Raw genomic sequence first — 25029 nt, forward strand, 5'->3', positions numbered from 1 at the left:
GGACCGAACGCCATGCAACTGTTCCCTCAATTGGAGACGGAAAGATTCATATTACGTAAGCTGACCTCCGCGGATGCCGGCGATTTGTTTCATTATTTCTCTAATGATGAAGTAACCAAGTACTATGATTTGAACAGTTTTGTGGAGTTACGTCAGGCGGAGGACCTGATCCAATCCTGGAACAGCCGATACTTGGAAAACAAGGGATTCCGTTGGGCCATCACGGTCAAGCCCGACAACAAGGTAATCGGGACTTGCGGATATCACAATTGGGCCAAGGAGCATTATAAAGCAGAGATCGGTTACGAGCTGAATCCTTCTTATTGGCGCCAAGGTGTCATGACCGAGGTGCTTCAAGAAATTTTGCGCTTCGGGTTCGAAGATCTCGGTCTTAACCGGATTGTAGCCTTCATCGACCCGGACAATATCCGGTCCCGGTATCTGCTTGAAAAAACAGGCTTTCATGAAGAGGGCTATTTAAAACAATGCTTCTATGAAAAGGATCAATTCGTGGATGCCGTAATATTTTCCCTGCTAAAGAGTCAATACTTAATTAACCGGGAATAGTACGAAATGAAGTTGACTGATATTTCCCGTTATATTAAAATGCATATATCCTTTATAGGCGATGGAGTTCGCCATAACCGCTGAGAAGCTGATGACTCCTACCAGAGAATTTGCAACACTTCCCTGGTAGGAGTCTGTTTTTTTGTTCCATTACGATCGGAGAGGAAGAGAGAAAGAGATGAACGAATTTAGACAAGCCTGGGCCAAATGGTCCGAAAAGTGGACTCTGCTGGCACTGGCCGGTACGCTGCTCAAGTGGATTATTCTAGGGAGCGGGGTAGGGATTCTTACCGGTACGGCTTCCGCGTTATTCTTAAAAAGCCTGGATGCCGTAACTAATCTTCGTTTAGAACATTCATGGCTCTTATTTCTCTTGCCTGCAGGCGGAGCATTGGTCAGTTATCTGTATTGGAAGTTCGGTAAAAACAGTTCCAAGGGGAACAATCTCATTCTGGAGCAGATTAACGACGGACAGGAGACGATACCGCTTCGGATGGCGCCGCTGGTCCTGTTTGGCACGTTGGTCACCCATTTGTTCGGCGGCTCCGCCGGGCGGGAAGGAACGGCGGTGCAAATGGGCGGAAGTTTGGCCGAATGGTTCGGGAAACTCCTGCGCGTCGGACCTGTCGACCGTAAAATCCTGTTGATCTGCGGAATCAGCGGCGGATTCGGATCGATATTCGGGACGCCTTTGGCCGGCACGGTGTTTGGTCTGGAAGTGCTGGCTATCGGCCTGATCAGCCACGAGGCGCTCATCCCCGCATTCGTAGCGAGCTTTGTCGGCAATCTCGTTACCTCCTCCTTCTGGGGCGTCTCGCATCTTCACTATTCCATCGGAGAGGTTCCCGCCTTGGATTGGCTCGTAGTGCTCAAGGTTGTGTTTGCATCTATCCTGTTCGGACTAACGAGTATTTTGTTTAGTGAATTAACTCATTTTTTGAAGAAATGGTACACCCGGCTATTTAAGAATCCCATGCTAAAAAGTGCTGTCGGGGGATTTATCATCATTGGACTTGTATATATGATCGGGAGTCGTGACTACCTTGGGTTGGGAATTCCGTTAATCCAAAGCTCCTTTACGGAAAACGTGTCCCCGTTCGCATTTTTATTTAAGCTGATCTTTACGTCTCTGACGCTGGGCGCCGGATTCCAAGGAGGCGAGGTTACGCCTTTATTTGCGATCGGAGCTACGCTCGGGAACGCGCTCTCCGGGTTCCTTCATTTATATGCTCCCTTTCTGGCGGGACTGGGTTTTATCGCGGTATTTAGCGGTGCGACCAACACGCCTATTGCCTGCTTTTTGATGGGGATTGAACTTTTTGGCTCTGAAGCAGCTATTTACTTATTTATAGCCAGTATCGTAAGCTACCTGTTTTCCGGGCACACGGGCATATATACATCGCAGCGGATCGGTATTTCCAAAAGCCACTTTATTTCGTTGCCAGGAGGAACTACATTGTCTAGCGTGAAAGGGATACGGAAAAAAATTAAGGACGGAGACCGTTAAGGTGGGGAATAATCGAGGCTAAATTTCGGATTGCGAAATGAAGTATAAATAAACGCCCCCGCTTCAACAACGGGGCCTTGTAACAGGAAACCATTCCCTTGGCCATCATGGAAGCTTCCCATACACTAAAGATCTCTCCATAATGCATGGGTTCATTTTTTGGATTGCCACTTAAAATTCCCATATCATCTCTCCTAAGTTTCGATTCATCCGATATTGTTACCCGAGTTCTTGAAACTCATCCTTTGGCTTTAATGGCATATCCCCTAATTATGCTATAATCTTAGATTGTACATATGAATTCATAAAGTGTGGTGACCGCCTTGTTTAAAATCATGCTCATTGAAGACGATATCACCTTGTTTCATGAGGTAAAAGAACGGCTCTCGCAGTGGTCCTACGACGTGCATGGAGTCCAGGACTTCAGTAAAGTTACCGAGGAATTTACGGAATTGCGGCCGGATCTGGTCATTATCGATATTCAACTGCCCAAATTTGACGGCTTTCACTGGTGCCGAATGATCCGTTCGCATTCCAATGTACCGATTATTTTCCTGTCGTCCCGGGATCATCCGACAGATATGGTGATGTCCATGCAGCTGGGTGCGGATGATTTTATCCAGAAGCCGTTTCACTTTGAAGTGCTGATCGCGAAAATTCAGGCGACTCTCCGCCGGGTTTATAACTACAACACGGAGCGCGTCGAGCTGCGAACCTGGCGCGGGGCGACTGTGGAATATGTGAAGAATACGATTACGAGTAGCGCGGGATCCGTGGAACTGACCAAAAATGAGATGTTCATCCTCAAACTGCTCATCGAGCGGAAAAACCAGATCGTAAGCCGGGAAGACCTGATCAAGAGTTTATGGGACAACGAGCATTTTGTCAGCGATAACACCCTGACCGTGAACGTCAACCGTCTCCGCAAAAAGCTGGAGAACCTTGGATTGGATCCCTATATCGAAACGAAGGTTGGCCAGGGGTATATGGCAACGGAGGAGGCGGCTCCTCTGTGATTGGGAAGTATTTGAGGGAACGACTGAGCTGGATCCTGCTGTTTCTGTGCCTGCAGCTGCTCATTCTGTTTGTCGCCGCTATCGATGCCACCATACCTTTTATGCCGATTCTATACATTGTCTTTTTGTCATTCCTAATTTTCATAGCATTCCTGGTGATCAGGTATCCACGGGAAACCCGGTTTTACGCCAGCCTGGAATCCTGGGACGACATGTATGATCTAGCCTCCGTCGCAGATCCGGAGAGTCCGTTCGAGACAATAACTACGGAGGTGCTCACCCGGCAGACGGAACGGTATAAGAAGGAAGCCTCGCTCTATATGATCGAATTGGAACAAGAGAAGGATGACCTTCTGTCCTGGATTCATGAAGTTAAAACCCCGCTGACCACGCTGAGGTTAATGATCGAACGGCTGGATAACGAGACTCTGAAATCGCAGATGATGTACGAGTGGCTGCGGATTCATTTGCTGCTGGACCAGCAACTGCACCAGAAACGGATATCTTTTATCAAGAATGATTTGTTTATTGAGCAGACGGCTCTCGAACCGATCATTTATACCGAGATCAAATCTCTGAAATCATGGTGTCTGCAAAAAAACATCGGCTTCGACGTCTCCCTACCCGCTGCGGAGGTGCTCACGGATGTGAAATGGTTGGGTTTTATTATCCGGCAGCTGCTGACGAATGCTGTTAAATACAGTGATGCTTCGGATATTGTAATCGAAAGCAGGGTTAAGGACGGACAAGTGCATCTTCGGATTCAAGATTTCGGGCGAGGGATTGACCCGAAGGATTTACCCCGTATTTTTGATAAAGGCTTTACTTCGACGACCTTACACAAGGACAGCGCAGCTACCGGAATGGGGCTGTATCTGGCACAAAAGGCCGCCGATTCCTTGCTGATCCGCATCGATGTTGTATCCAAGCCGGGTGAGGGCACGGTCTTCACGTTGTATTTTCCGAAAAAGAATGAATTTCTGAGCCTGACAGGCATGTGACAACAATGTCACATGCTTTTGTGCTTTGTTCGGGGAATCGAAGGAAAAGGGTCCGCCTTAGGCATTATGATAAATGCATGAGGTAAAGATAAGTTTAGGAGTGATTAAAGTGGCGATTTTGGAAGCTAGCAAAATTCATAAAAGTTATGGCAACAAGTTCAATAAACAGGAAGTACTTAAGGGAATCGATCTTCAGGTGGAAAAAGGGGAGTTCGTCAGCATCATGGGCGCTTCGGGCTCCGGGAAAACGACGCTTCTGAACGTGTTGTCTTCCATCGACAAGGTCAGTAACGGCAGCATCAAAATTGAAGGCAAGGAATTTACGGGGCTAAAAGAAAGAGAATTGGCCGAATTCCGGAAGCACCATTTGGGCTTTATTTTCCAAGAATACAATCTGCTCGATACGCTGACGGTCAAAGAAAACGTACTGCTGCCGCTATCGATCAAGAAAGTGTCCAAAAAAGAAGCCGATCAAAAGTTTCAAATGGTGGCCGCCGAGCTCGGCATCTTTGACCTAAAAGATAAATATCCGAACGAAATATCCGGCGGACAGAAACAGCGGACCTCGGCGGCCCGTGCGTTTATTCATGATCCGAGCATTATTTTTGCGGATGAGCCGACAGGGGCACTGGACTCCAAATCCGCTTCAGACCTGCTCAACAAGTTAAGCGATCTGAATCAGAAAATTTCATCGACCATCGTTATGGTTACGCACGATCCGGGTGCTGCGAGTTATTGCAGCAGAGTCGTCTTTATTAAAGACGGTCAAATCTATACCCAGTTAAATAAGGGCGAAGAATCCAGACAATCGTTCTTTAACGACATTATCAAGACTCAAGGCGTATTGGGCGGTGTTCAGGGATGAATATCAACTACCTGATTTACCGTAATTTGAAGAAGAATATCAAAAACTATTATCTGTATGTATTTGCGCTTATTTTTAGCGTGGCTCTGTATTTCGCCTTCGTGACTCTGCAATATGATCCGGCACTGGATGAAATGAAAGATACCGTGAAGGGGGCCGCGGGCATTGGTACCGCATCCGTCCTGCTCGTAGCGATCGTAGCTATTTTTCTTCTATATGCCAACACGATATTTATTAAGCGACGCAGTAAAGAAATCGGTCTGTTTCAATTAATTGGATTAACAAAAGGGAAAATATTCAGAATTCTAAGCAGTGAAAACCTGATCTTATACTTCGGCTCGATGCTGATAGGGATCTTCATCGGATTCTCCTGTTCGCGACTGCTGTTGATGGTTCTGTTCAAGGTGATCGATGTGGAAGCCCAAGCTTCCCTGAATTTTTCAACTCAGGCTTTGATTCAAACCGTGATTGTGTTTGCGGCCATTTACTTGCTTATTATGGTTATGAACTTCACGTTCATTAAGAGACAGAGTATTCTGTCCTTATTCCGCGTCGTATCAACTACCGAGAATAACGTCCGGAGAAAGCCCCTGATCGAAATCATTTTGGGTATACTCGGAATCGGACTTATTCTGTACGGGTATTACGTATCAACGAAGCTGTTCAGTGGGGATTTCTTGGAAATGACCGAGCTGTTTATGGCGATGATCCTGATTCTGGGTTCCGTCATTATCGGGACATACTTGTTCTACAAAGGCTCTGTCAGCTTTATTTTCAACGTGATCCGAAAGAGCAAGGGCGGTTATTTATCACTGGGCGAGGTGCTGTCACTCTCATCGATCATGTTTCGCATGAAATCAAACGCCTTGCTGCTAACGATTATCACAACCGTTTCGGCGCTAGCGATCGGATTGTTGTCTTTAAGCTATATTTCTTACTATTCGGCGGAAAAGTCCGCCGAGCAAAGTGTGCCGAACCACTTTTCCGTCCTGTATGAAGAGGATGCAGCGAAATTTACCGAGGCGCTTCAGAAAAACAATATCGGGTTCAAGGAAACCCGGCGGGAAGTCACGATGGTGGATATGGACGCTTCTAAAATTATCAGTTCCGATATTGGCAAACAAGACAACAACATCATAACCCTGGCCATCGTCAGCGATGCTACCGTTGAGGGAGTGGACGTCAGTCCGGGAGAGGCTCTGTTTGCCGGCACCAATGATGCCCTGACTCAATTTATGGGTCTACGCGATAAAGGCGAAATCGAGCTCCTGGGACAGACCGACTCGGTAAAGCTGAATCTGATCGGTACGGATAAAGAAGGTGTAGTGTCCTGGTATTATTCGGGCAGCTTGTCGGCGGCCATCGTGGACCAGACGGTCTATGAGCGGCTAGCAAAAGATTTCAATCCGGAGTTACAGAGAGATAGCCGGATGTATCTTGGGATCGATATCGTTGATTCCTCGAAGCTTACACAGGCCAACGAGCTTTACACGGAGATGGGATTCGCGGACAAACCCGGCTATTTGTCGCAGCCGCAGCTCGTTATGAATCAGAAGAGCAATATGGGCTTGATCATGTTTATCGTTGCCTTTCTGGGCTTGACCTTCCTGATCACCTCGGGCTGTATCCTGTATTTCAAACAAATGGATGAAGGGGAAGAGGAACGGCCGAATTATACGATCTTGCGGAAGCTCGGGTTTACACAAGGGAATTTACTACGCGGAATTCAGTTCAAGCAATTGTTCAATTTCGGTATTCCGCTGATCGTCGGGCTAAGTCACAGTTATTTTGCAGTAAAATCGGGATGGTTCTTCTTCGGTACGGAATTATGGATGCCCATGATTTTGGTAATGCTGCTGTATACGGCTTTGTATTCGATCTTTGCACTATTGTCGATCCTGTTCTATAAACGGGTCATTAAAGAATCGTTATAAAACCAAAGATAAAGATATAGATAAAGACAGGATCGCCAGTTCAGCGGTCCTGTCTTTGTATTTTAGCCGGCAAATATATGATTACCTATCTTGATCTTCTGTGGACGAGACCAAATCCATTCGCTTGTTGCGGTTTCCGGATTAAAATAATATAGCGATCCATACGTCGGGTCCCATCCTCGTACAGCATCCTGTGCTGCCAGATAGGCCGTTCTGTCGGGTGTCAAATAGTATTGTCCGTCATCCACGGCCGTGAACGCACGAGGCTGAAAAACAACATCCTTAATCGTGTCCGGGAATTGATCGGATTGGAGCCGATTCAAGACGACGGCACCGACAGCTACCTGTCCTTTGTAAGACTCTCCACGCGCCTCGCTATAGATCACTTTTGCCAGAATATCCATTTCACTCTGATTCAGTGAGTATTTTTTTAAGGCCTGCCAGGTTTGGGGACCGCTTACCCCGTCAACTTGCAGTCCATAAGTCTTCTGAAAATTTTGTACGGAGCTTTTGGTGGAGGTTCCGTAATAACCGGTAAGCTCCAGGTTGAATAAACCAAGCGCTTTAAGCCTGTATTGCAGATCCCATACATCGCCGCCGTTACTGCCCACATTTAATTTACCCGGAGCTGCCGCTTGCGTGGAGCCGCCGAACAATCCTATTGTAAATGTTGCAATAATAAGTATGATGAACGTACGGAAAATTTTCATTTGCGAATCACTTCCTTTCCTGACTGATTTTATGTTGGAAAAGGAGAGAGAGCAACCCACAACATTTGGCACTGTGGCAATTTGTGGAGTTTAAAATTACTAGGCACAGCTCAATACTAAAGCGAATATGGTAAAGTGGGCGCATAAAAAAGTAAATTAAGTAATTGACGGTTCTGCAGAATAAGCTAAGATGTTTACTGGGGGAAACAATTTTTTCTTACGTCATCTTTTCGGCAAAAGGAGTTGTTCAATTGCTAGATTTTTTTCAGAATCTTAATCCGATCTTACAAGCTTTACTGGCAACTTTGTTTACATGGGGAATGACAGCGCTGGGTGCCGCTCTCGTGTTTGCCACAAAAACCTTAAACCAGCGACTGTTGGATAGCATGCTGGGTTTCGCCGGCGGGGTCATGATTGCCGCCAGTTACTGGTCCTTATTGGCTCCCGCCATTGAGATGTCGGGGAACAATGCCATAGGTACCTGGTTTCCGGCAGCATTTGGATTTTTGTTAGGCGGCGTGTTTATCTGGGGAATCGATAAAATATTACCTCACCTTCATCCGAATACGTCGATCGGCAAAGCGGAAGGTTTACTTCCGAATAAAAGAAAGCGAAGCACCTTGCTGGTGCTTGCCATCACGCTTCATAATATTCCGGAGGGCTTGGCTGTAGGGATTGCCTTTGGCGCCCTTGCTAACGGCGGGACCGAAGGGGCGCTCATCGGAGCCGTGACTTTGGCGCTCGGAATTGGTATCCAGAACTTTCCTGAGGGAGTTGCCGTGTCCATGCCGCTGAGAGGCGAAGGAATGTCGCGCAGAAAGAGCTTTTTCTACGGACAATTCTCAGGCATGGTTGAACCGATCGCCGCGGTCATTGGGGCATTTGCCGTTGCTTTTGTCGAACCTTTATTGCCTTACGCGTTAAGCTTTGCAGCTGGGGCCATGATCTTCGTCGTAGTTGAAGAAGTAATTCCAAGCTCACAGGAAAAGGGCAATAAAGATCTGGCATCCATGAGCTTGATGTTCGGTTTTATTTTAATGATGATTCTCGATGTGGCTTTGGGATAGAGGTAAAAGCTCCGGTCATAGGGACGGGAGCTTCTATTTTTGTTGAACCTTTATACATTTCCTGTCGATGAGGACTTGTTGTATGCCGCGGATTACATATATAATATGACGAGTATATCTAAACAGAAAAGGTGTTAAATTCATGAGTATATTAAATGTAGAAAAACTTAGCCACGGTTTTGGGGACCGTGCGATTTTTAACGATGTATCTTTCCGTCTCCTTAAGGGGGAGCATATCGGTCTGATCGGGGCCAACGGTGAAGGGAAATCCACCTTCATGAACATCATTACCGGCAAGCTTCAGCCGGATGAAGGAAAAGTCGAATGGGCCAGACGTACCCGTGTCGGTTACTTGGATCAGCATGCGGTGCTTAGCAAAGGAATGACGATTCGGGATGTCCTGCGCGGCGCCTTCCAATACTTGTTCGATATGGAACAGGAAATGAACGACATGTACGGCAAAATGGGCGATGTAACACCGGAAGAACTGGAGCAGCTGCTGGAGGATGTTGGAACGATCCAGGATACGCTGACGAACCAAGACTTCTATTTGATCGATTCCAAGGTGGATGAAACTGCACGCGGTTTGGGTTTGACGGATATCGGACTCGACAAGGACGTCAACGATTTGAGCGGCGGGCAGCGGACGAAGGTACTGCTAGCGAAGCTGCTGCTTGAGAAGCCGGATATTCTGCTCCTCGATGAGCCCACCAACTATTTGGACGAGCAGCATATCGAATGGTTAAAACGGTATTTGCAGGAATATGAGAATGCCTTCATTCTGATCTCGCATGATATTCCGTTCCTTAATAGCGTAATTAACCTGATCTATCACATGGAAAATCAGGAACTGAACCGTTATGTAGGCGACTACGACTATTTCCAGCAGGTTTACGAAGCGAAGAAGCAGCAATTGGAATCCGCTTATAAACGTCAACAGCAGGAAATCGCGGATCTGAAGGACTTCGTGGCCCGGAATAAGGCGAGTGTGGCTACCCGTAACATGGCGATGTCCAGACAGAAGAAGCTCGATAAGATGGATGTCATTGAACTGGCCAAGGAAAAGCCGAAGCCGCAGTTCAATTTCAAGGACGGCAGAACATCCGGGAAGATGATCTTTGAAACGACGGATTTGGTCATCGGTTACGATTCGCCGTTGTCCCGCCCGCTGAGCCTCCGTATGGAACGCGGTCAGAAGATCGCGCTCGTCGGCGCAAACGGAATCGGTAAGACAACGCTCTTGCGCAGCATTTTGGGTCAAATCCAGCCTTTGGAAGGCTCTGTTCGTCTGGGTGAGAACCTGGAGATTGGGTATTTCGAGCAGGAAATGAAAGAAGCGAATTACAATACTTGCATCGAAGAAATTTGGACCGAGTTTCCATCCTTTACGCAATTTGAAGTACGGGCGGCGCTTGCCAAATGCGGTTTGACTACGAAGCATATCGAGAGTAAAGTTGCGGTATTAAGCGGGGGCGAGAAGGCAAAGGTACGTCTTTGCAAGCTCATCAACCGTGAATCCAATCTGCTCGTACTCGACGAGCCTACTAACCACTTGGATGTAGACGCCAAGGACGAACTGAAGCGTGCGCTCAAAGCATACAAGGGAAGCATTCTGCTCATCTCCCACGAACCGGAATTCTATCGTGATGTCGTGACGGAGACTTGGAACTGTGAGTCCTGGACAACAAAAGTGTTCTAATTGTAGATATAGATACAACGCGGCCGTTTAAGGGGTCGCGTTGTTTTTTTATAGTAGAACTCCTACCCGTTGAAGGAATTTCATGGAAAGTGTCAAATTCAATATATTAAAATCATTTCATTTATGAATTGGAACACATCATTTATTCGAATGGAGGAAATTCCTTTGTCTAATCATGAAAGCGTATTCCCGACGACCTCGTCGATTCCGCTTGAAAACCGGGTTGCCAGCGTATTTGTTCATGTCACGGATTTGCGTAAATCAGCGGAGTGGTACAGCAGTTTAATTGGACTGCCAATCAAGGAAGAGCGTTTGAACGGAGGCCCTGTATATTGGTTCGATTTTCAAGGCACGCACTTAATTCTTGATTCTAATGCAGCCAACCACCAAAACCCGGACTGGAATGAGGGAATGAAGCCACGGATGATGTTCCCGGCTCGGGATATTGATCAAGCGTACCGTTATATCCAGGACAGTGGGGAGACCTGTTTCGAACCGGAAAGACATGGAACGATGGCGTACTTCAATTTCCGGGATCCTGAAGGCAATTGTCATATGGCCTGCTGGACTGCGGTTCAAGAAGACGGTCCGGAGATTACGGCAAATAGTCCGATCATTCCGAGTATTGGCGGAGTTTTTGTCGATGTAAAAAATATGCCGGAAGCGGCGAAGTGGTATACCGACCTGCTCGGGGTGCCGTTGGATGAAGCGGCTGCATCACAGAATATTTACTCGGTGCCGGTTACTTCCGGAGCCGCTCTTTTACTGGACCAACACCGCCATTTAAACCAGGACTCGTTCACGGAGCTATTCTTTTTTGAAACGGAAGATTTCGAAGGCGCGCTTGAGTTTGTGCGAAATCATGGGTTTCAACTCGCAGGGGAGCCTAACTACTTCCCCGATCTGCGTGAATTTTCCCTGATCGATCCCGATGGAAATCGAATTGTGGTTGCTCAAATGAATTAAAGAGGAGAATCGGACAAGATGCCTAAGCAAATCAGCAGTTCATTGAGCGTGTTATCCGTATCGGATTTGGAACGCTCAAGAGCCTATTACCGGGATGTACTCGGCTTTGAAGTGACAGACTGGTGGGCACAGCGAGACGGCTTGACCGGCCTTGCGCTCAAGCTTCATCAAGCACCGGATCCTTCTCGGGTATTTCCAAACGCTCCAGAGCCCGGTTCGTCCATTGGCATCGATGTCTCCGCATATGTTGATAATTGGACCGGATTGGACAGCCTGTATCAAGAATTCAAATCCAAAGGGGCCATTATCGCCATGGAGCCTGTCGTCTATGCGGACGGCGGACCATGGAAAGAATTCGTAATTGAAGATCCGGACGGGTATCATTTGGCTTTCGGCGGGATCGACGGATCTCGTGAGCATGCCGATGATTTCCCGGAAGCGCTCGAAGATGGAGAAATGAACGTTGAAATCATAGAGAGGCCGGAAATGAAAGCGGCCGTGCTGCGTATTCCGAGGGACGGCCATCAAGTTCGCGAAGTCTGGAAGAAGGTAGATTCATTGCTGGAGCATCACCCCGCAGTAACCGACCGGGAGCATGGATACGTCTTTATTCCGGAATGGCAATGGTCCTCGGAAGTAACCACGTTATGGGTTGGCATGGCCGTAGAGCATTTTGACGGGTTGCCGGATGAGCTTGAGCAGATCACCATTCCCGCCAAACGCTTTGCCCGTCTGAGGGTTGATGGAGACCGGACCCGCATGGAACAAGCTTATGGGTATCTGTTCAAATGGTTTGAGCAAGGGCCTTACGAGAGGGACATGCAGGAAGGTTCCTTCGGGTATGAGATGAACCGGCTTCAGCCGATAAATCCCTTCGAAATTCCGGCGGACGAGATCAACTACTTTGATTACGATATTTACGCGCCGATTAAGGAAGATTCAAAGTTTCTTGCTTCGGATCGCTATCCCGGAGTCATCAATGTGGAGATTCGACAGGGGAGAACCCGCAAAATTATCGGAGTAAAAATGTTCGTTGATCGTAAACAGACGATTCCGGAGCAGGCGATTCCGAAAATGTGGGGGGAATTCATGCCGCGGATCGGGGAGATTACGGATGTTAGACAGCCGCTAAGCACGGTTGGATTGTACCTATATGAACCTCCTTTTGGACCGCATCAAGATTTCAGTTATGTTGCAGCAGTTGAAGTGGAGGGTGAGTCTCAAACTCCTGTACCGGAAGGCTTGACGGAACTATCTATTCCTGATCATGACTTTGTGGTGATCACTTATCGCGGAACTAGCGATGGACTTGGTCAGGTATGGGATTATTTCCATGGTTATTGGTTCCCGCAGCAGACGGAATATGATGCTGTTCATGATTTTGAATTTGAGTGTTATGATCAAAGCTACCTTGGAGCGGATAATGGAAACTCGGTGTTCGAGATGCATTTCCCGGTTCGCAAGCGGTTGGCGGATAAACGCCTGACAGATAAAACAGTCGTCGATGAAAAGGGCGGACATGTACTGCAGGATCTGCGGGGAGAGAATGTCAGAATGGTAAGCTTCCAGGATGCCGTTCTCCACGGGATCGATATGAGAAATGCCCGGTTAAAGCATGTGAATTTTGTGGGCTCGAATTGGGAGCATATTTACTTCTCAAACGTACACATCAACGAAACTCAGTTGGGCGGTACGATCTTCGAACATATCCGCCGGCCTGATGCTGTAAAAAGCCATCTTGACGGGGAGCCGGGTACCGAAGGTTGGGTAAATGTAGAGCCGGTCATTTTCCGCAACAGTGATCTAAGTACAGCGAAGTTTGAAAACTGCAATTTGAGTGATGTTGATATCCAAAACTGTCAACTTGATGGAATGCGGATTAATGGAATACCAGTTACAGCTCTTCTGGAGCATTATTTAAAATAGATGTTGCAGAACGAGTACAAATAAAACAAAAAACAAAACCACCTGTAATTCATATCGAACAATATGAACTACAGGTGGTTTTCTATTCGTGAGTAAGGGTGTTTCCAATGTTAATGTCTTTATGGATATTCTCCGTGCCGGCTTCCAGGGCCGTCTTGTAGTAAAAGCATTTATGATCGATTATTTCCATTGTTTTTCTTAGATCAGCTATCTGTGCTTCTACGACTGCTTTCCTTTCCAGGAACATTTCATATCTTTGTTGTAAGCTGGCGTCTCCCTCCGAACACCAATCAATAAAGTTTTTTATTTCCTTGATCGGCATCCCTGTGGATTTTAGACATTCAATAATTTTCAAAGCTTCGATATCGGATTGTTTAAACAACCGTATTCCACTGGAGGTCCGTTCTACAAAGGGGATTAGTCCTTCTTTATCATAGTAACGTAAGGTAAATGTCGTTAGATCCAATTCTTTTGCAACTTCGCTGATCGAATATGTTTTCATCGTGGTATCTCCTGGTTTTAGACTTAGAGCAAACTCTATACTATGAAAATTTATCACTGTATGATGTACAGCGTCAAATCTAAATTTAAATCAAGCACTTGACTTAGAGTTAACTATAAGGATTAACATAGTTCTGCAAGAGGGTTCTAGTACATTTTTGATACAACATTTATTCTAGGAGGTTTCTATTATGATAATTGCTAAAGCACGTGCTGTTGACGGTCCGGATCAGTCGTTCCGAGCTGCTGAGATTAAACGGCGGGATCTGGATTCGCAGGATGTTCTGATCGAAATTAAATATGCCGGTATTTGCCATTCTGATATCCACACCGCCCATGGCGAATGGGGGCCAGTGAATTACCCTCTCGTTCCTGGACATGAGATTGCGGGAATTGTTACGGCAGTCGGACCTCATGTTACAAAATACAAGATCGGTGATCGAGTAGGGGTTGGATGTATGGTGGACTCCTGCGGCGAGTGTGCGAATTGCCTAAAAGGGGAAGAACAGTACTGCCTCAAAGGAAATATACCAACTTACGCGGGTGTTGATAAATATGGCGAACCTACACAAGGCGGATACTCTACCCATATTGTCGTAACAGAGGATTTTGTAGTCAGAATTCCGGATTCTATAGGTCTCGACGCGGCGGCTCCGTTACTTTGCGCAGGGATTACGACTTATTCTCCGCTTCATCACTGGGGAGCCGGTCCGGGCAAAAAAGTGGCTGTTGTCGGCATGGGCGGACTTGGCCATATGGCAGTCCAAATTGCATATGCGATGGGGGCCGAGGTCACCGTTCTGTCTCAGACCCTGAACAAAAAGGAAGACGGTCTAAAACTAGGAGCAGACCACTACTATGCCACTAGCGAACAGGAAACTTTCGAGAAATTGGCCGGAAGCTTTGATCTAATAATAAATACGGTAAGTGCAAAGATTAATATGGATGCTTACTTAGGGCTGCTAGCGCTTGACGGTACGCTGGTAAACGTAGGGGCTCCTGCAGAAGCATTGTCACTGTACGCGATCAATCTGATCGGACATCGTCGTTCATTTGCTGGTTCCATGATCGGCGGCATTCGCGAGACCCAAGAAATGCTTGATTTTTGTGCAGAATACGATATTGTCCCTATGATTGAAGTGATATCCGCCGACCGGATCGACGAAGCATATAAACGCGTTTTAGCCTCCAATGTTAAATATAGATTCGTGATTGATATCAGCACGATGTGATTTTGAAAGGATGATCTTTCTTGGAGATGATAGATTTTATTAATTACTGTAGAGAAGGAAATCCTATTTCGGGCGAAGAAAAAGAATTGCATCGACTATTGGTTCAGTGTAGTTTTGAAGCTCAAAAGATCACGATGGCTCTGAACACATCTTTCCATTCACAAGAAGAAATAGTAACGATTTTTGGTGAGTTGACAGGTCGTCAAGTCGATCCGTCTTTTATGTGTTTCCCGCCGTTCTATACCGATTTCGGCAAAAATATCACAATTGGAAAAAACGTGTTTCTGAATACCGGGTGTTCCTTCCAGGATCGCGGCGGAATTGTCATAGGAGACGGTTCGTTGATCGGTATGAATGTCACGATTGCTACGTTAAATCACGGTTTAGATTTAGAAACTAGGAGTACAACTTTCCCGTCTCCAGTTACCATTGGCAAAAATGTCTGGATTGGGTCGAACGCTACAATTCTCCCTGGAGTAACGATCGGAGACAATTCCGTCGTTGCGGCAGGGGCTGTCGTAAATAAAAATGTTCCTGATAATAGTGTTGTTGCCGGCGTTCCGGCAAAAGTCATAAAGAATTTATAATGTTCGTTAATCCTAAGCTTCATATTTTCGTGGAAATGGAGGTTTGATGAATGGAGTATATCAAATTTGGAAACACGGGGATGGACGTCTCCAGAATTTGCCTTGGCTGCATGAGCTTTGGAGAGGTGTTGCCGGGAGGTCATCAATGGGTACTTGATGAGGCTCGAAGCCGCACGATTATTAAAAGGGCTCTTGAGCTCGGCATCAACTTTTTTGATACAGCGAATGTCTACGCAGGCGGAACCAGTGAAGAGATTACCGGAAGAGCTTTAAAGGAATATGCGAACAGGGATGAAATTGTTCTGGCTACGAAAGTCTGGGGGCGCATGCATGATGGCCCTAATGGTGCCGGTCTATCCAGAAAATCCATTATGAGCGAAATCGATAAGAGCTTAAAAAGACTGGGGACCGATTATGTGGACCTTTACATCATCCACAGATGGGATTATAGCACACCTATTGAAGAAACAATGGAAGCCTTGCACGATGTTGTGAAGGCCGGAAAAGCCAGATATATCGGTGCATCCGCCATGTATGCTTGGCAATTTCAAAAGGCATTGCATGTAGCTGAGAAAAATGGCTGGACACGATTTGTTTCCATGCAAAATCATCTTAATCTCATCTACCGTGAAGAGGAAAGAGAAATGATGCCGCTTTGCAAAGATCAGAAAATTGCAGTGACTCCTTATAGTCCTCTTGCCTCAGGAAGGCTGATCCGTGATTGGTCTGAAGCCACGCTTAGATCAGAAACCGACCAAATACAGAAATCCAAATATGAGGCGACTGCAGATGTGGATAGAGTAATCGTTGAACGAGTGGCATCCATAGCAAAAGAACGTAATGTTCCGCGTATTCATATCGCACTCGCATGGCTGTTACAGAAGGAAGCGGTTGCAGCTCCGATTATCGGGGCTACTAAAGTCGAACAGCTTGAAGATGCTATTGGAGCTCTAACGGTGAAATTAAGCCCTGACGAAATCGCATTTCTGGAAGAGCCTTATGTCCCACATCCTGTAGTGGGGGCACAGTAGAAGATCAACATGATAAATAAGGAGGATAAGCTGATGGAATATGTAACTTTGAACAACGGAATTAAAATGCCCATTTTAGGATATGGCGTTTACCAGATTCCTGATCAGGCGGAATGCGAAAGATGTGTACTTGACGCCATCAGCGTAGGGTACCGTTCCATTGATACCGCGCAGGCTTACGGAAATGAAGAAGCAGTAGGTCGAGCGATTAAGAAAAGTGGAGTATCCCGAGAAGAGTTCTTTATCACCACTAAAGTTTGGATATCCAATGCAGGATATGAAAAAGCAAAAGCTTCAATTGAGGAATCACTAAACAAACTTCAACTCGACTACTTAGATTTACTCCTGATTCATCAACCATTCAATGACTATTATGGAACGTACCGTGCGATGGAAGAATTCTATAAAGCGGGTAAAATTAAAGCGATCGGTGTCAGTAACTTCTACCCGGACCGGTATATCGACCTTGTTCAGTTTAGTGAAGTTGTTCCGGCTGTCAACCAGGTGGAAACCCATGTCTTCAATCAGCAGGTAAAAGCACATGAAATTATGAAGAAATACAATACGCAAATCGAATCCTGGGGCCCATTTGCTGAAGGTAAGAATGATTTGTTTATCAACCCTACCTTGCAAGAAGTGGGCGCCACATATAACAAATCGACGGCTCAAGTAGCCCTACGCTTCTTAATCCAAAGAGGTGTTGTAGTAATTCCAAAAACGGTCAACAAAAATCGTATGGAGGAAAACTTCAACGTTTTTGATTTTGAACTCACAGAGGAGGATTTGAACAAGATAGCAGCACTCGACACCGGAGAAAGTTCATTCTTCTCTCACTACGATCCGCAAACTGTTGAGTTTTTAACCGAGTACGGCAAGAAAGGTTTAGTTTAAGAATCATTAGTGCGAATGCTTTTAGTATAGTAGTACATCTTTTTGTTTGTATGTGCCTCCTATCCGTTAGCCGGAAAGGAGGCTTTTTTGTGGGTAAAATTGACTTTAAAATGAGTGATGCCCGATGAATTGTGGTGGTAAAAGTTATGACTCATGTGTTCTTTGAATGTCGTAATTTTATATAGATAGTTGTCGCATAAATTCACTATATTAATCGCAATGAATGTGTTACTTTAATCAACAGATGTCAGAATTTTATACAGATGAAGGAGGCAATGAAATGAGTACAAGAATCGGCAAAATCAGCTTCTGGCATGTTCATGCTTGGGAATATACCGAACAGGCGCTGGAGCACCCGGATACCGAAATGGCGGCTGTGTGGGATGAAGATCGTGTGCGGGGAGAAGCGGCGGCGGGGAAGCTGGGCGTTCCTTTTTACGAATCGCTCGACGACATGCTGTCTCAGGCCAATCTGGACGCTGTGATCGTGGATGCGCCAACAAACCGGCATAAAGAAGTGATATTAAAAGCTGCGCAAGCGGGTAAGCATATTTTCACGGAAAAGGTAATCGCGCCGACGGCGGATGAGGTTCAAGAAATCATGACTGCCGTGGAGGAGAACGGGGTTACTCTTACTGTGTCGCTCCCAAGGCTGAATGCGGGATCTACGCTTGCGATTGAGGATATTTTGGAAAAAGGGCTGCTCGGCCAAGTGACATACGCAAGAGTGCGTTTGGCCCATAACGGGGCGCTGGCGGGATGGCTGCCTGAGCATTTTTACAATAAAGAGCAGTGCGGCGGCGGAGCGATGATCGATCTTGGCTGCCATCCGATGTATTTAACAAGCTTGTTCCTCGGCGAGAAGGTTACCGGTGTCAGTGCCAACTTTGGCTATGTGACCGGCAAGGAAGTGGAGGATAACGCTATCGTGACGTTGTTTACCGGTTCAGGAGCAATTGGCGTCGTAGAAGCCGGCTTCGTGAACAGTCATTCACCTTTTACGATCGAGATTCACGGCACGGAAGGCACGCTGCTGTTCGGAACTCCGGAGGAGAAGCTTCTACTGAAGTCCAACAAGGATGAGAGTGGAGGAATAGGCTGGGTGGAATGGCCGCTGCGAAGCCATCGGGAAAGCGCTTTCGATCAATGGGTGGGCCATATCCAGAACGGCACGACAGCCCGTACGAATTTGCAAATCGCGGTGGAATTGACCCGTCTGATGGAAGCCGCTAATATTTCGGCCCGCGAAGGACGCGTGATTTCCTTGGAAGGAAGCGCTCAACATCCATGACCGGTCCTAGGGTGAAGCCGCCGTTTCCGTATGAAGTGATGTTTGAGAAGCAGGATTTGTTGGAGCGGCTAGATATCCAGATCGTCTGGGGCCACTACAAGATTAAAGTGCTGCGGTTTCATTTAACTTCGTTTGAGCCGGGACGAATCATCGATTTTCACAATCATTCCGAATTTGAGTTCCATTTCATCCCGAGGGGGAAGGGGCTTGTCATTCTTGAAGATCAGACGTATGCACTGTCGGAGGGGATGTTCTATCTGACCGGCCCTGGCGTTATGCACTATCAGGCTGCATCTTCGGAAGAAGCCATGGACGAGTTGTGCCTGCATGTCGACATCATCCCTTGGGAGCGGACGGAATGCGATCCGTGGGAAGCGGCGGAAGCGGAGGAATGCATCGGGAAGCTGTGCAGTCTGCCGCTTCGGCCGAAGAAAGACCAGCATGGTGCGATGGCGTGCTTCTTGGAAGCTTATCAGGTGTGCGATGGCAAGTACTCAGGATATTACACTTCGATAAAGCAACTGGTGCTCAGTATTCTGATGAAGGCGGTAAGGGCTTACGATGCCGGCGTTATCACCGCCGAAGCGCCCATCCGGAACATGATGACATACCGTTACCAATATGCGGTTCAGTACATGGAAGCCAATTCTTCGGCAAACTTGACCTTGGAAAATGTGGCGGAAAAGCTGAATATCAGCGCCAGACAGCTGCAGCGAACGTTCCAGCAGATGGATGCGAACAAGCCCTTCAGCAAATTGTTGGAGGAGATCCGGTTGAATGCGGTCTGCAGCCGGCTGGAAGAGAGTGATCTGTCCATCGAGCAAATCGCCCAGTCGGAAGGCTTCGCGAACGCCACTTATCTGCACGCTGTGTTTCGCCGACGAATCGGCATGACCCCGACAGAGTATAGAAAGACCAAATCGCTGGAGCGATGAATCATAATTTAGGAGGAATCATCTATGAGCAAGATGTATCGAATCGGAATTATCGGCTGCGGCGGAATCGCTAATGGGAAGCACTTACCAAGCTTAAAGAAACTCGGTAACGTGGAGCTTGTCGCCTTCTGTGACATCGTCCCGGAGCGCGCGGAGATAGCTGCAGCCGAGTACGGCTGTGAAGGTGCACAGGTCTACTCCGATTATCGTGAACTGCTGAAGGACGAATCGCTCGATATCGTCCATGTGTTGACCCCGAATGATATGCATGCGGAAATTACAATTGCCGCCCTGGAGGCCGATAAGCATGTCATGTGCGAGAAGCCGATGGCCAAGACGGCCGCCGATGCGCGCAGAATGGTTGAAGCCGCCAAACGTACGGGCAAAAAGCTGACCATCGGCTATAACAACCGGTTCCGTCCGGACAGCCTGCATTTGAAAAAGATTTGCGAATCCGGGGATCTCGGCCATATTTATTTTGCAAAGGCCCATGCCATACGCAGAAGAGCCGTACCGACCTGGGGCGTGTTCCTGGATGAGGAGAAGCAAGGAGGAGGTCCGCTCATCGACATCGGTACGCATGCCCTCGATTTGACGCTGTGGATGATGAACAACTACAAGCCGAAAGTAGTTCTGGGGACGAAATATCACGAGCTTTCACAAACGGAGAATGCAGCTAATGCCTGGGGGCCTTGGGACCCGGCGAAGTTTACGGTTGAGGATTCCGCTTTCGGTATGATCATCATGGAAAATGGGGCTACCGTCATGCTTGAATCGAGCTGGGCTCTGAACACGCTGGATGTGCATGAGGCAAAATGCACTTTGAGCGGCTCAAAAGCCGGAGCCGACATGAAGAACGGGCTGCGCATCAACGGTGAGGAGTTTGGACTTCTATACACCAAAGAGGCAGAGCTTGGAGCCGGCGGTGTTGCCTTTTATGAAGGGAAAGCCGAGAACGATGCGGATTTAGAAATGAAAAGCTGGATTGAAGCCGTGGATAATGATCTGGAACCAGTAGTCACACCTGAGCAAGCCTGCGTCGTCTCCGAAATTCTGGAGGCCATTTACGAATCGTCGAAGACGGGCAAAGCCGTATACATGAATTCGTGATTCACATTTAAGAGGCCGCTGATTAGCGGCTTCTTTTTTTACAATGAGATAAGAATGGAATCAACAGAATCCATGTAACTAATCGATATAACTTAATGAAAGATATATTGATGTCTGTAAACAGGGGGAAGCGGCTGGTCAGTTTTGGAGTTGATTCTTATAATTACGTAAAATAATAATTTGACGAAATAATAACAATGGATTAATCTAGAAACATGAGGTGAATGCTGAAATGGATAAAATCACGAGATCGCATTATATGAGCCGAATCGATGAGAAACTAATGGAACTGCCGTGGTACGTCACCGAATACATAGACACGCGCAAACGCAGATTATCACATACTACGTTGTTGAATTATTGCCACGACTACATTATATTTTTTGATTGGCTGGTGTCCGAGAAGTTTGCAGCTCCCACGCGTAAAGAAATCGAATTATCGATTCTGGAGAAACTGACCGTACGGGAAATCGAAAGTTTCTTGACGTTCCTTGAGTATCAATTAGGCAACACGAAATTGACAATCAACCGGAAACTGTCCGCTTTAAAGTCGTTATTCGATTATTTGCAAAATAAAGCTGAAACCTCAGATCTGAAACCATATCTCGAACGAAATGTGATGGCCAAAATCGAATTTAACGCAATAAAAGAAAGCCAGGAAACGATCGCCAATCGAATTGAAGGTAAAATCCTTCGGGCCGATGATTTTGAACTGTTCAGGCAATTTATCGCGCATGATTTCGGTGTTCAAAATCGGGATAACAAGCGTTTGTATCAATTCCATGAGTTTAATCGCGAACGCGATACAGCAATCGTATCTTTGATCTTGGGCTCCGGATTGCGTTTATCGGAGGTCTCCGGCATCAATATCGAGGATTTGGATATGAACAAAGGTTTAGTACGGGTCATCCGTAAAGGTAATAAGGAACAATATGTCTATTTTAGCGAACAAGCAAAAACGGACCTGGAGAATTACGTTCAGATCCGCAGTGACCGATATAAACCGGAAAAATCAGAAACTTACTTATTTATGGCAGCACCGATCGGACGCAAAGGCAAAAACCGGCGATTAACACCGAGATCGATTCAAAAGCTGATCGAAAAATACGCTAAAGCATACGGTAAACCGGCACTAACGGTTCACTCATTGAGACATTCTTTCGCTACACGTTACCATCAGGAAAACAACGATGTCCCGCGACTTAAAAATCAGTTAGGGCATTCATCAATCCAAACGACAATGATCTACACGCATTTAACAGATGAAGAGATGCAGAAAGCCGTAAACAATATGGATAAATAATGGACTGGGAACAAGACCGAAAATCTGCTGAAACCTTGTTCCTGTCTTGTTTTTATTATACTTATTCACAAAACCCGTATTTTGTACATATGTAGTAGCGAAAGAAATAACCTTGTGGCTGACACTTCTTCCAAGCATTAATACTATTCAATTTTTGCCTATAACTAAAACTAAAACGCGAGACAAAACTTCAAGTTTTGTCTCGCGATTGGCTTCATCTCATTACTATGCAAATCACGGTTGGTTGATCAGTACATGAGCTTCTCGTTTGCTGATTATTATGATCCGAGTACCACAAACTTGGAAATATTTGAAACATGTAGTCACCTACTTTAAGGATTGTTTTTTAGATACTCCAGTTAAGTTGCTTCCCCATTCAGCAACTGGGATTAACCAGCTAACCATTCTATCATTCAGCAATTCGGAGAGAACTCCTTCATACTCCTTGCGGTAGGGCTTAGGAAACTCTTCTTGCAGCCAGCTTTCTTGTGTGCCTTTCCATATCTCGTAAATGACGATGTCTTCCGATTGATCCATGTCATCATGAATAATGGCGTTCACAAAGTTAGTTTCATTTGACATAATGTCAACCAGTGAGGATAATTGCTTGCGAAAATCATCTTTCTTACCGGGTTTTACTTTGAAGCGTATGTTAAGGATAATTTGATTATTATTGTTTGTCATAGTTGATACACCTCTTCTTTAGTTTATTAGCACTGTTTTTGTTTCTTCGAAAATTCAATACATTTTGTATATTGTATCCATCGGTTAAACTGGTTATTATTCTGACTTTTCAATAAAGACACCTAAAATTAACCCATTCTCAATGACTATGAAGTCGTGACCAGAGATTGTTTGTGGGTTGTCAGAAGGTCCGAAATACCAGCTAAACTTTACTTGACCATGGTGTTCTTCTAAGGAACTTTCGTGGAATATCTCCGAACTAAACTTGTGCAGTTCCGCCATCCACGAACAATTCAATTCCATTTATATAGTTGCTTTCATTCGAGGCAAGAAACATTACAGCATTTGCAATTTCTTCAGATGTTCCCACTCTGCCTAGTGGAATTACGGTCTTGGCATGTTCAAGGACATTTTCGACCTCGGCTCCAAATAAGTAATTATAAGCCGGTGTATGAACGGATCCAGGACTAACGACGTTTACACGAATTTCAGTTCCTTTTAGATCAAGAATCCAGTTGCGAATTAACTGTCTTATTGCTGCCTTTGATGCGCCATAGACACTGAATGCTGGATCACCCACGGAACCAGCCGTGGACCCGGTTATGATAATCGAACCTACATTGTTCGGAAACAAGGGCAACGCCTTTTGAACCGTGAATATCGTTCCTTTTACGTTAACGTCGAATGTTTTGTAATAATGTTCTTCTGTAATCTCACCCAATGGAAGGAATGACCCAAGACCAGCATTTGCAAAGAGAATGTCCAAATGTCCTTTCTCTTGCTTCACTGCTTCGAACAGTCTGTCTAAATCCGCCAGATTGGAAACGTCACCTTGAATACCAGTTACATTATCTCCAATCAGCTTCACCGCTGAATCAAGTTCACTTTGTCTGCGTCCTGTAATAAAAACATGTGCACCTTCTTTTGCAAACTTCTGCGCTGTTGCAAGACCGATGCCGCTAGTACCCCCTGTTACAACCGCTACTTTTCCATTAAACTTTCCCATGTTATGACTCTCCTTGTAAGGTTAATTTTTGTTCTGAGTATATTATCTCTTGACTGCCGTTTTTTCAAAAAAACTGTTAATAACATCCCACAAATGATATTATGTATCAAAAGTAATAATTATAGAAGTACCCACTTTTTTGTTATATAGTAACTAAAAAGTAATAATTGACACTGGAGGAGTTTTCTACATGAAAGTTTATTATTGTAACCTTGAAGTTACATTGGAGGTAATTGGGGGGAAATGGAAAGGGCTAGTTTTATATTATTTGATACATGGTCCAAAACGAACGAGTGAGTTAAAGCGACTTGTACACAATATAACTCAAAAAATGCTTATCCAAACGCTTAGAGAATTAGAAGCTGATGGACTTGTAAGCAGAAAAATGTTTAATCAGGTCCCTCCGAAGGTCGAATATTCGACCACAGAGCTTGGGCAATCGCTTGAACCAATTCTAAGAGCGCTTTGTGAATGGGGTGACGGTTATGCCGATAAAACATTCACTGAAGGAGAAGTGCAAATTTTGAAAGTTGATTAAAAATCACTAGCATGCAAAGCGGATTTACGAATGTGACCGTTGAGCCGAAGGATGAATCTAGGACGTAATCATACAGGTCTTCTCCCTTCATCCCTTAACGTTTTGTGCATATTTGTTTCGACGTGGTCATTAATTAAGCAGACTTGTGTCTCACAAAAACGACATAAGTCTGCTTAATTACATTTAAAGATATACTGTTTTCGATTGATTATTCCAATATTGATAAGCAATTACTATTGAACAAAACGAATACTGTTGTTAAATTCATACGTCGAGACTTATTCTGATCTTGCCCTTATAGGGTTCATTAGGTCCTTTAGTTCTTCTCGGGTAGCCCCGAGTGATTGATTGATCCAAGTGATCGTGCCATACTTAGTTTCATGGTTAAGATCGCACTCAAAGCCAAACTTACTGTAAAATCGCTCCGAGCGGTTGATATGATCCCAGTCGACACTCGAAATCCAACCGGTGATAAACCGGATATTCATCTGGTCTACAAGCTTCAAAATGGCATTCATTGTGATTGATCCGTAGCCGCGACTAACTCTGTCACCTTCAATTCGTATGTCCGCAATCTCCATCCTAACGTATCATTCTCAAAGGAATGCAAAGCTGTATATAGATGTGCTGGCCGCCTCCTGCAGGACCGTTCGTACAGGTCG

General features: G+C 45.8%; 23 protein-coding genes, 1 pseudogene and 1 riboswitch. Of the genes and pseudogenes, 19 read left to right on the forward strand and 5 right to left on the reverse strand.

The window, feature by feature from the left end:
• Positions 1-12: 12 nt before the first annotated feature.
• Both KJS57_RS13420 and KJS57_RS13425 read left to right on the forward strand, forming a co-directional pair.
• On the forward strand, positions 13-567 hold the full coding sequence (locus tag KJS57_RS13420) for a GNAT family N-acetyltransferase (RefSeq protein ID WP_213655189.1): 555 nt from the start codon (positions 13-15) through the stop codon (positions 565-567).
• A gap of 48 nt (positions 568-615) precedes the next feature.
• A riboswitch (Fluoride riboswitch) is annotated at positions 616-675 on the forward strand.
• Positions 676-745: 70 nt separating this feature from the next.
• On the forward strand, positions 746-2074 hold the full coding sequence (locus tag KJS57_RS13425; protein ID WP_213655190.1) for a voltage-gated chloride channel family protein: 1329 nt from the start codon (positions 746-748) through the stop codon (positions 2072-2074).
• 55 nt (positions 2075-2129) lie between these two features.
• Here the strand turns inward: KJS57_RS13425 and KJS57_RS26845 are convergent.
• A pseudogene (locus tag KJS57_RS26845) lies at positions 2130-2258 on the reverse strand (DUF3231 family protein); the annotation flags it as partial.
• A gap of 139 nt (positions 2259-2397) precedes the next feature.
• Between KJS57_RS26845 and KJS57_RS13430 the strand changes: the two are divergent.
• The 4 genes from KJS57_RS13430 (at position 2398) to KJS57_RS13445 (ending at position 6890) form a co-directional block, all read left to right on the forward strand.
• A complete protein-coding gene (locus KJS57_RS13430) occupies positions 2398-3090 on the forward strand; it encodes a response regulator transcription factor (RefSeq protein WP_211020554.1) in 693 nt (230 codons plus the stop codon).
• The gene (locus KJS57_RS13435) at positions 3087-4091 is read left to right on the forward strand and encodes a sensor histidine kinase (protein ID WP_213655191.1); all 1005 of its coding nucleotides are present in this window, start codon (positions 3087-3089) and stop codon (positions 4089-4091) included. Before KJS57_RS13430 ends, KJS57_RS13435 begins: the two co-directional genes overlap by 4 nt.
• A 109-nt stretch (positions 4092-4200) precedes the next feature.
• The gene (locus tag KJS57_RS13440) at positions 4201-4956 is read left to right on the forward strand and encodes an ABC transporter ATP-binding protein (protein ID WP_213655192.1); all 756 of its coding nucleotides are present in this window, start codon (positions 4201-4203) and stop codon (positions 4954-4956) included.
• Complete coding sequence (locus tag KJS57_RS13445) at positions 4953-6890, forward strand: FtsX-like permease family protein (protein WP_213655193.1); 1938 nt, start codon at positions 4953-4955, stop codon at positions 6888-6890. The genes KJS57_RS13440 and KJS57_RS13445 overlap by 4 nt, the downstream gene beginning before the upstream one ends.
• Positions 6891-6952: 62 nt before the next feature.
• On the opposite strand, the gene sleB is transcribed toward KJS57_RS13445, so the two are convergent.
• Positions 6953-7600: a spore cortex-lytic enzyme gene (sleB, locus tag KJS57_RS13450; protein ID WP_213655194.1), complete on the reverse strand. Its 648-nt coding sequence runs from the start codon at positions 7598-7600 to the stop codon at positions 6953-6955.
• Positions 7601-7851: 251 nt separating this feature from the next.
• Between sleB and KJS57_RS13455 the strand changes: the two genes are divergently transcribed.
• The 4 genes from KJS57_RS13455 to KJS57_RS13470 all read left to right on the forward strand — a co-directional run bounded on the left by KJS57_RS13455 (position 7852) and on the right by KJS57_RS13470 (position 13258).
• Complete coding sequence (locus KJS57_RS13455) at positions 7852-8667, forward strand: ZIP family metal transporter (RefSeq protein WP_211020549.1); 816 nt, start codon at positions 7852-7854, stop codon at positions 8665-8667.
• Between the two features lie 142 nt (positions 8668-8809).
• Complete coding sequence (locus KJS57_RS13460; protein WP_213655195.1) at positions 8810-10366, forward strand: ABC-F family ATP-binding cassette domain-containing protein; 1557 nt, start codon at positions 8810-8812, stop codon at positions 10364-10366.
• Between the two features lie 165 nt (positions 10367-10531).
• On the forward strand, positions 10532-11332 hold the full coding sequence (locus tag KJS57_RS13465; RefSeq protein ID WP_213655196.1) for a VOC family protein: 801 nt from the start codon (positions 10532-10534) through the stop codon (positions 11330-11332).
• 18 nt (positions 11333-11350) lie between these two features.
• A complete protein-coding gene (locus KJS57_RS13470; RefSeq protein ID WP_213655197.1) occupies positions 11351-13258 on the forward strand; it encodes an effector binding domain-containing protein in 1908 nt (635 codons plus the stop codon).
• Between the two features lie 82 nt (positions 13259-13340).
• Here KJS57_RS13470 and KJS57_RS13475 read toward each other — a convergent pair whose 3' ends face one another.
• Entirely contained in the window at positions 13341-13760 is a 420-nt protein-coding gene (locus tag KJS57_RS13475) for a MerR family transcriptional regulator (RefSeq protein ID WP_211020545.1), read from the reverse strand.
• Between the two features lie 190 nt (positions 13761-13950).
• Here KJS57_RS13475 and KJS57_RS13480 point away from each other — a divergent pair, with 190 nt between their 5' ends.
• The 8 genes from KJS57_RS13480 (at position 13951) to xerS (ending at position 22139) form a co-directional block, all read left to right on the forward strand.
• Complete coding sequence (locus KJS57_RS13480) at positions 13951-14991, forward strand: NAD(P)-dependent alcohol dehydrogenase (RefSeq protein ID WP_211020544.1); 1041 nt, start codon at positions 13951-13953, stop codon at positions 14989-14991.
• Between the two features lie 20 nt (positions 14992-15011).
• Complete coding sequence (locus KJS57_RS13485; protein WP_211020543.1) at positions 15012-15578, forward strand: sugar O-acetyltransferase; 567 nt, start codon at positions 15012-15014, stop codon at positions 15576-15578.
• A gap of 50 nt (positions 15579-15628) precedes the next feature.
• Positions 15629-16609, forward strand: coding sequence for an aldo/keto reductase (locus KJS57_RS13490; protein ID WP_211020542.1), 981 nt, complete (start codon positions 15629-15631; stop codon positions 16607-16609).
• Positions 16610-16642: 33 nt separating this feature from the next.
• The gene (locus tag KJS57_RS13495; RefSeq protein WP_211020541.1) at positions 16643-17500 is read left to right on the forward strand and encodes an aldo/keto reductase; all 858 of its coding nucleotides are present in this window, start codon (positions 16643-16645) and stop codon (positions 17498-17500) included.
• 280 nt (positions 17501-17780) lie between these two features.
• Positions 17781-18791 carry a Gfo/Idh/MocA family protein gene (locus KJS57_RS13500; RefSeq protein WP_211020540.1) on the forward strand — a complete coding sequence of 337 codons (1011 nt, stop codon included), beginning with the start codon at positions 17781-17783 and terminating at the stop codon, positions 18789-18791.
• Complete coding sequence (locus KJS57_RS13505) at positions 18788-19726, forward strand: AraC family transcriptional regulator (RefSeq protein WP_211020539.1); 939 nt, start codon at positions 18788-18790, stop codon at positions 19724-19726. Before KJS57_RS13500 ends, KJS57_RS13505 begins: the two co-directional genes overlap by 4 nt.
• Before the next feature lie 24 nt (positions 19727-19750).
• The gene (locus KJS57_RS13510) at positions 19751-20836 is read left to right on the forward strand and encodes a Gfo/Idh/MocA family protein (protein ID WP_211020538.1); all 1086 of its coding nucleotides are present in this window, start codon (positions 19751-19753) and stop codon (positions 20834-20836) included.
• Between the two features lie 232 nt (positions 20837-21068).
• Entirely contained in the window at positions 21069-22139 is a 1071-nt protein-coding gene (gene xerS / locus KJS57_RS13515) for a tyrosine recombinase XerS (protein ID WP_213655198.1), read from the forward strand.
• Positions 22140-22466: 327 nt separating this feature from the next.
• Here the strand turns inward: xerS and KJS57_RS13520 are convergent, their stop codons facing one another.
• Positions 22467-22823 carry an antibiotic biosynthesis monooxygenase family protein gene (locus tag KJS57_RS13520; protein WP_211020536.1) on the reverse strand — a complete coding sequence of 119 codons (357 nt, stop codon included), beginning with the start codon at positions 22821-22823 and terminating at the stop codon, positions 22467-22469.
• 259 nt (positions 22824-23082) lie between these two features.
• Entirely contained in the window at positions 23083-23829 is a 747-nt protein-coding gene (locus tag KJS57_RS13525; protein ID WP_211020535.1) for an SDR family NAD(P)-dependent oxidoreductase, read from the reverse strand.
• A gap of 190 nt (positions 23830-24019) precedes the next feature.
• Here KJS57_RS13525 and KJS57_RS13530 point away from each other — a divergent pair, with 190 nt between their 5' ends.
• A complete protein-coding gene (locus tag KJS57_RS13530) occupies positions 24020-24367 on the forward strand; it encodes a winged helix-turn-helix transcriptional regulator (protein WP_211020534.1) in 348 nt (115 codons plus the stop codon).
• Positions 24368-25029: the final 662 nt, after the last annotated feature.

This window comes from Paenibacillus vini, assembly GCF_018403325.1.
GTDB classification, from domain to species: Bacteria; Bacillota; Bacilli; order Paenibacillales; family Paenibacillaceae; genus Fontibacillus; species Fontibacillus vini.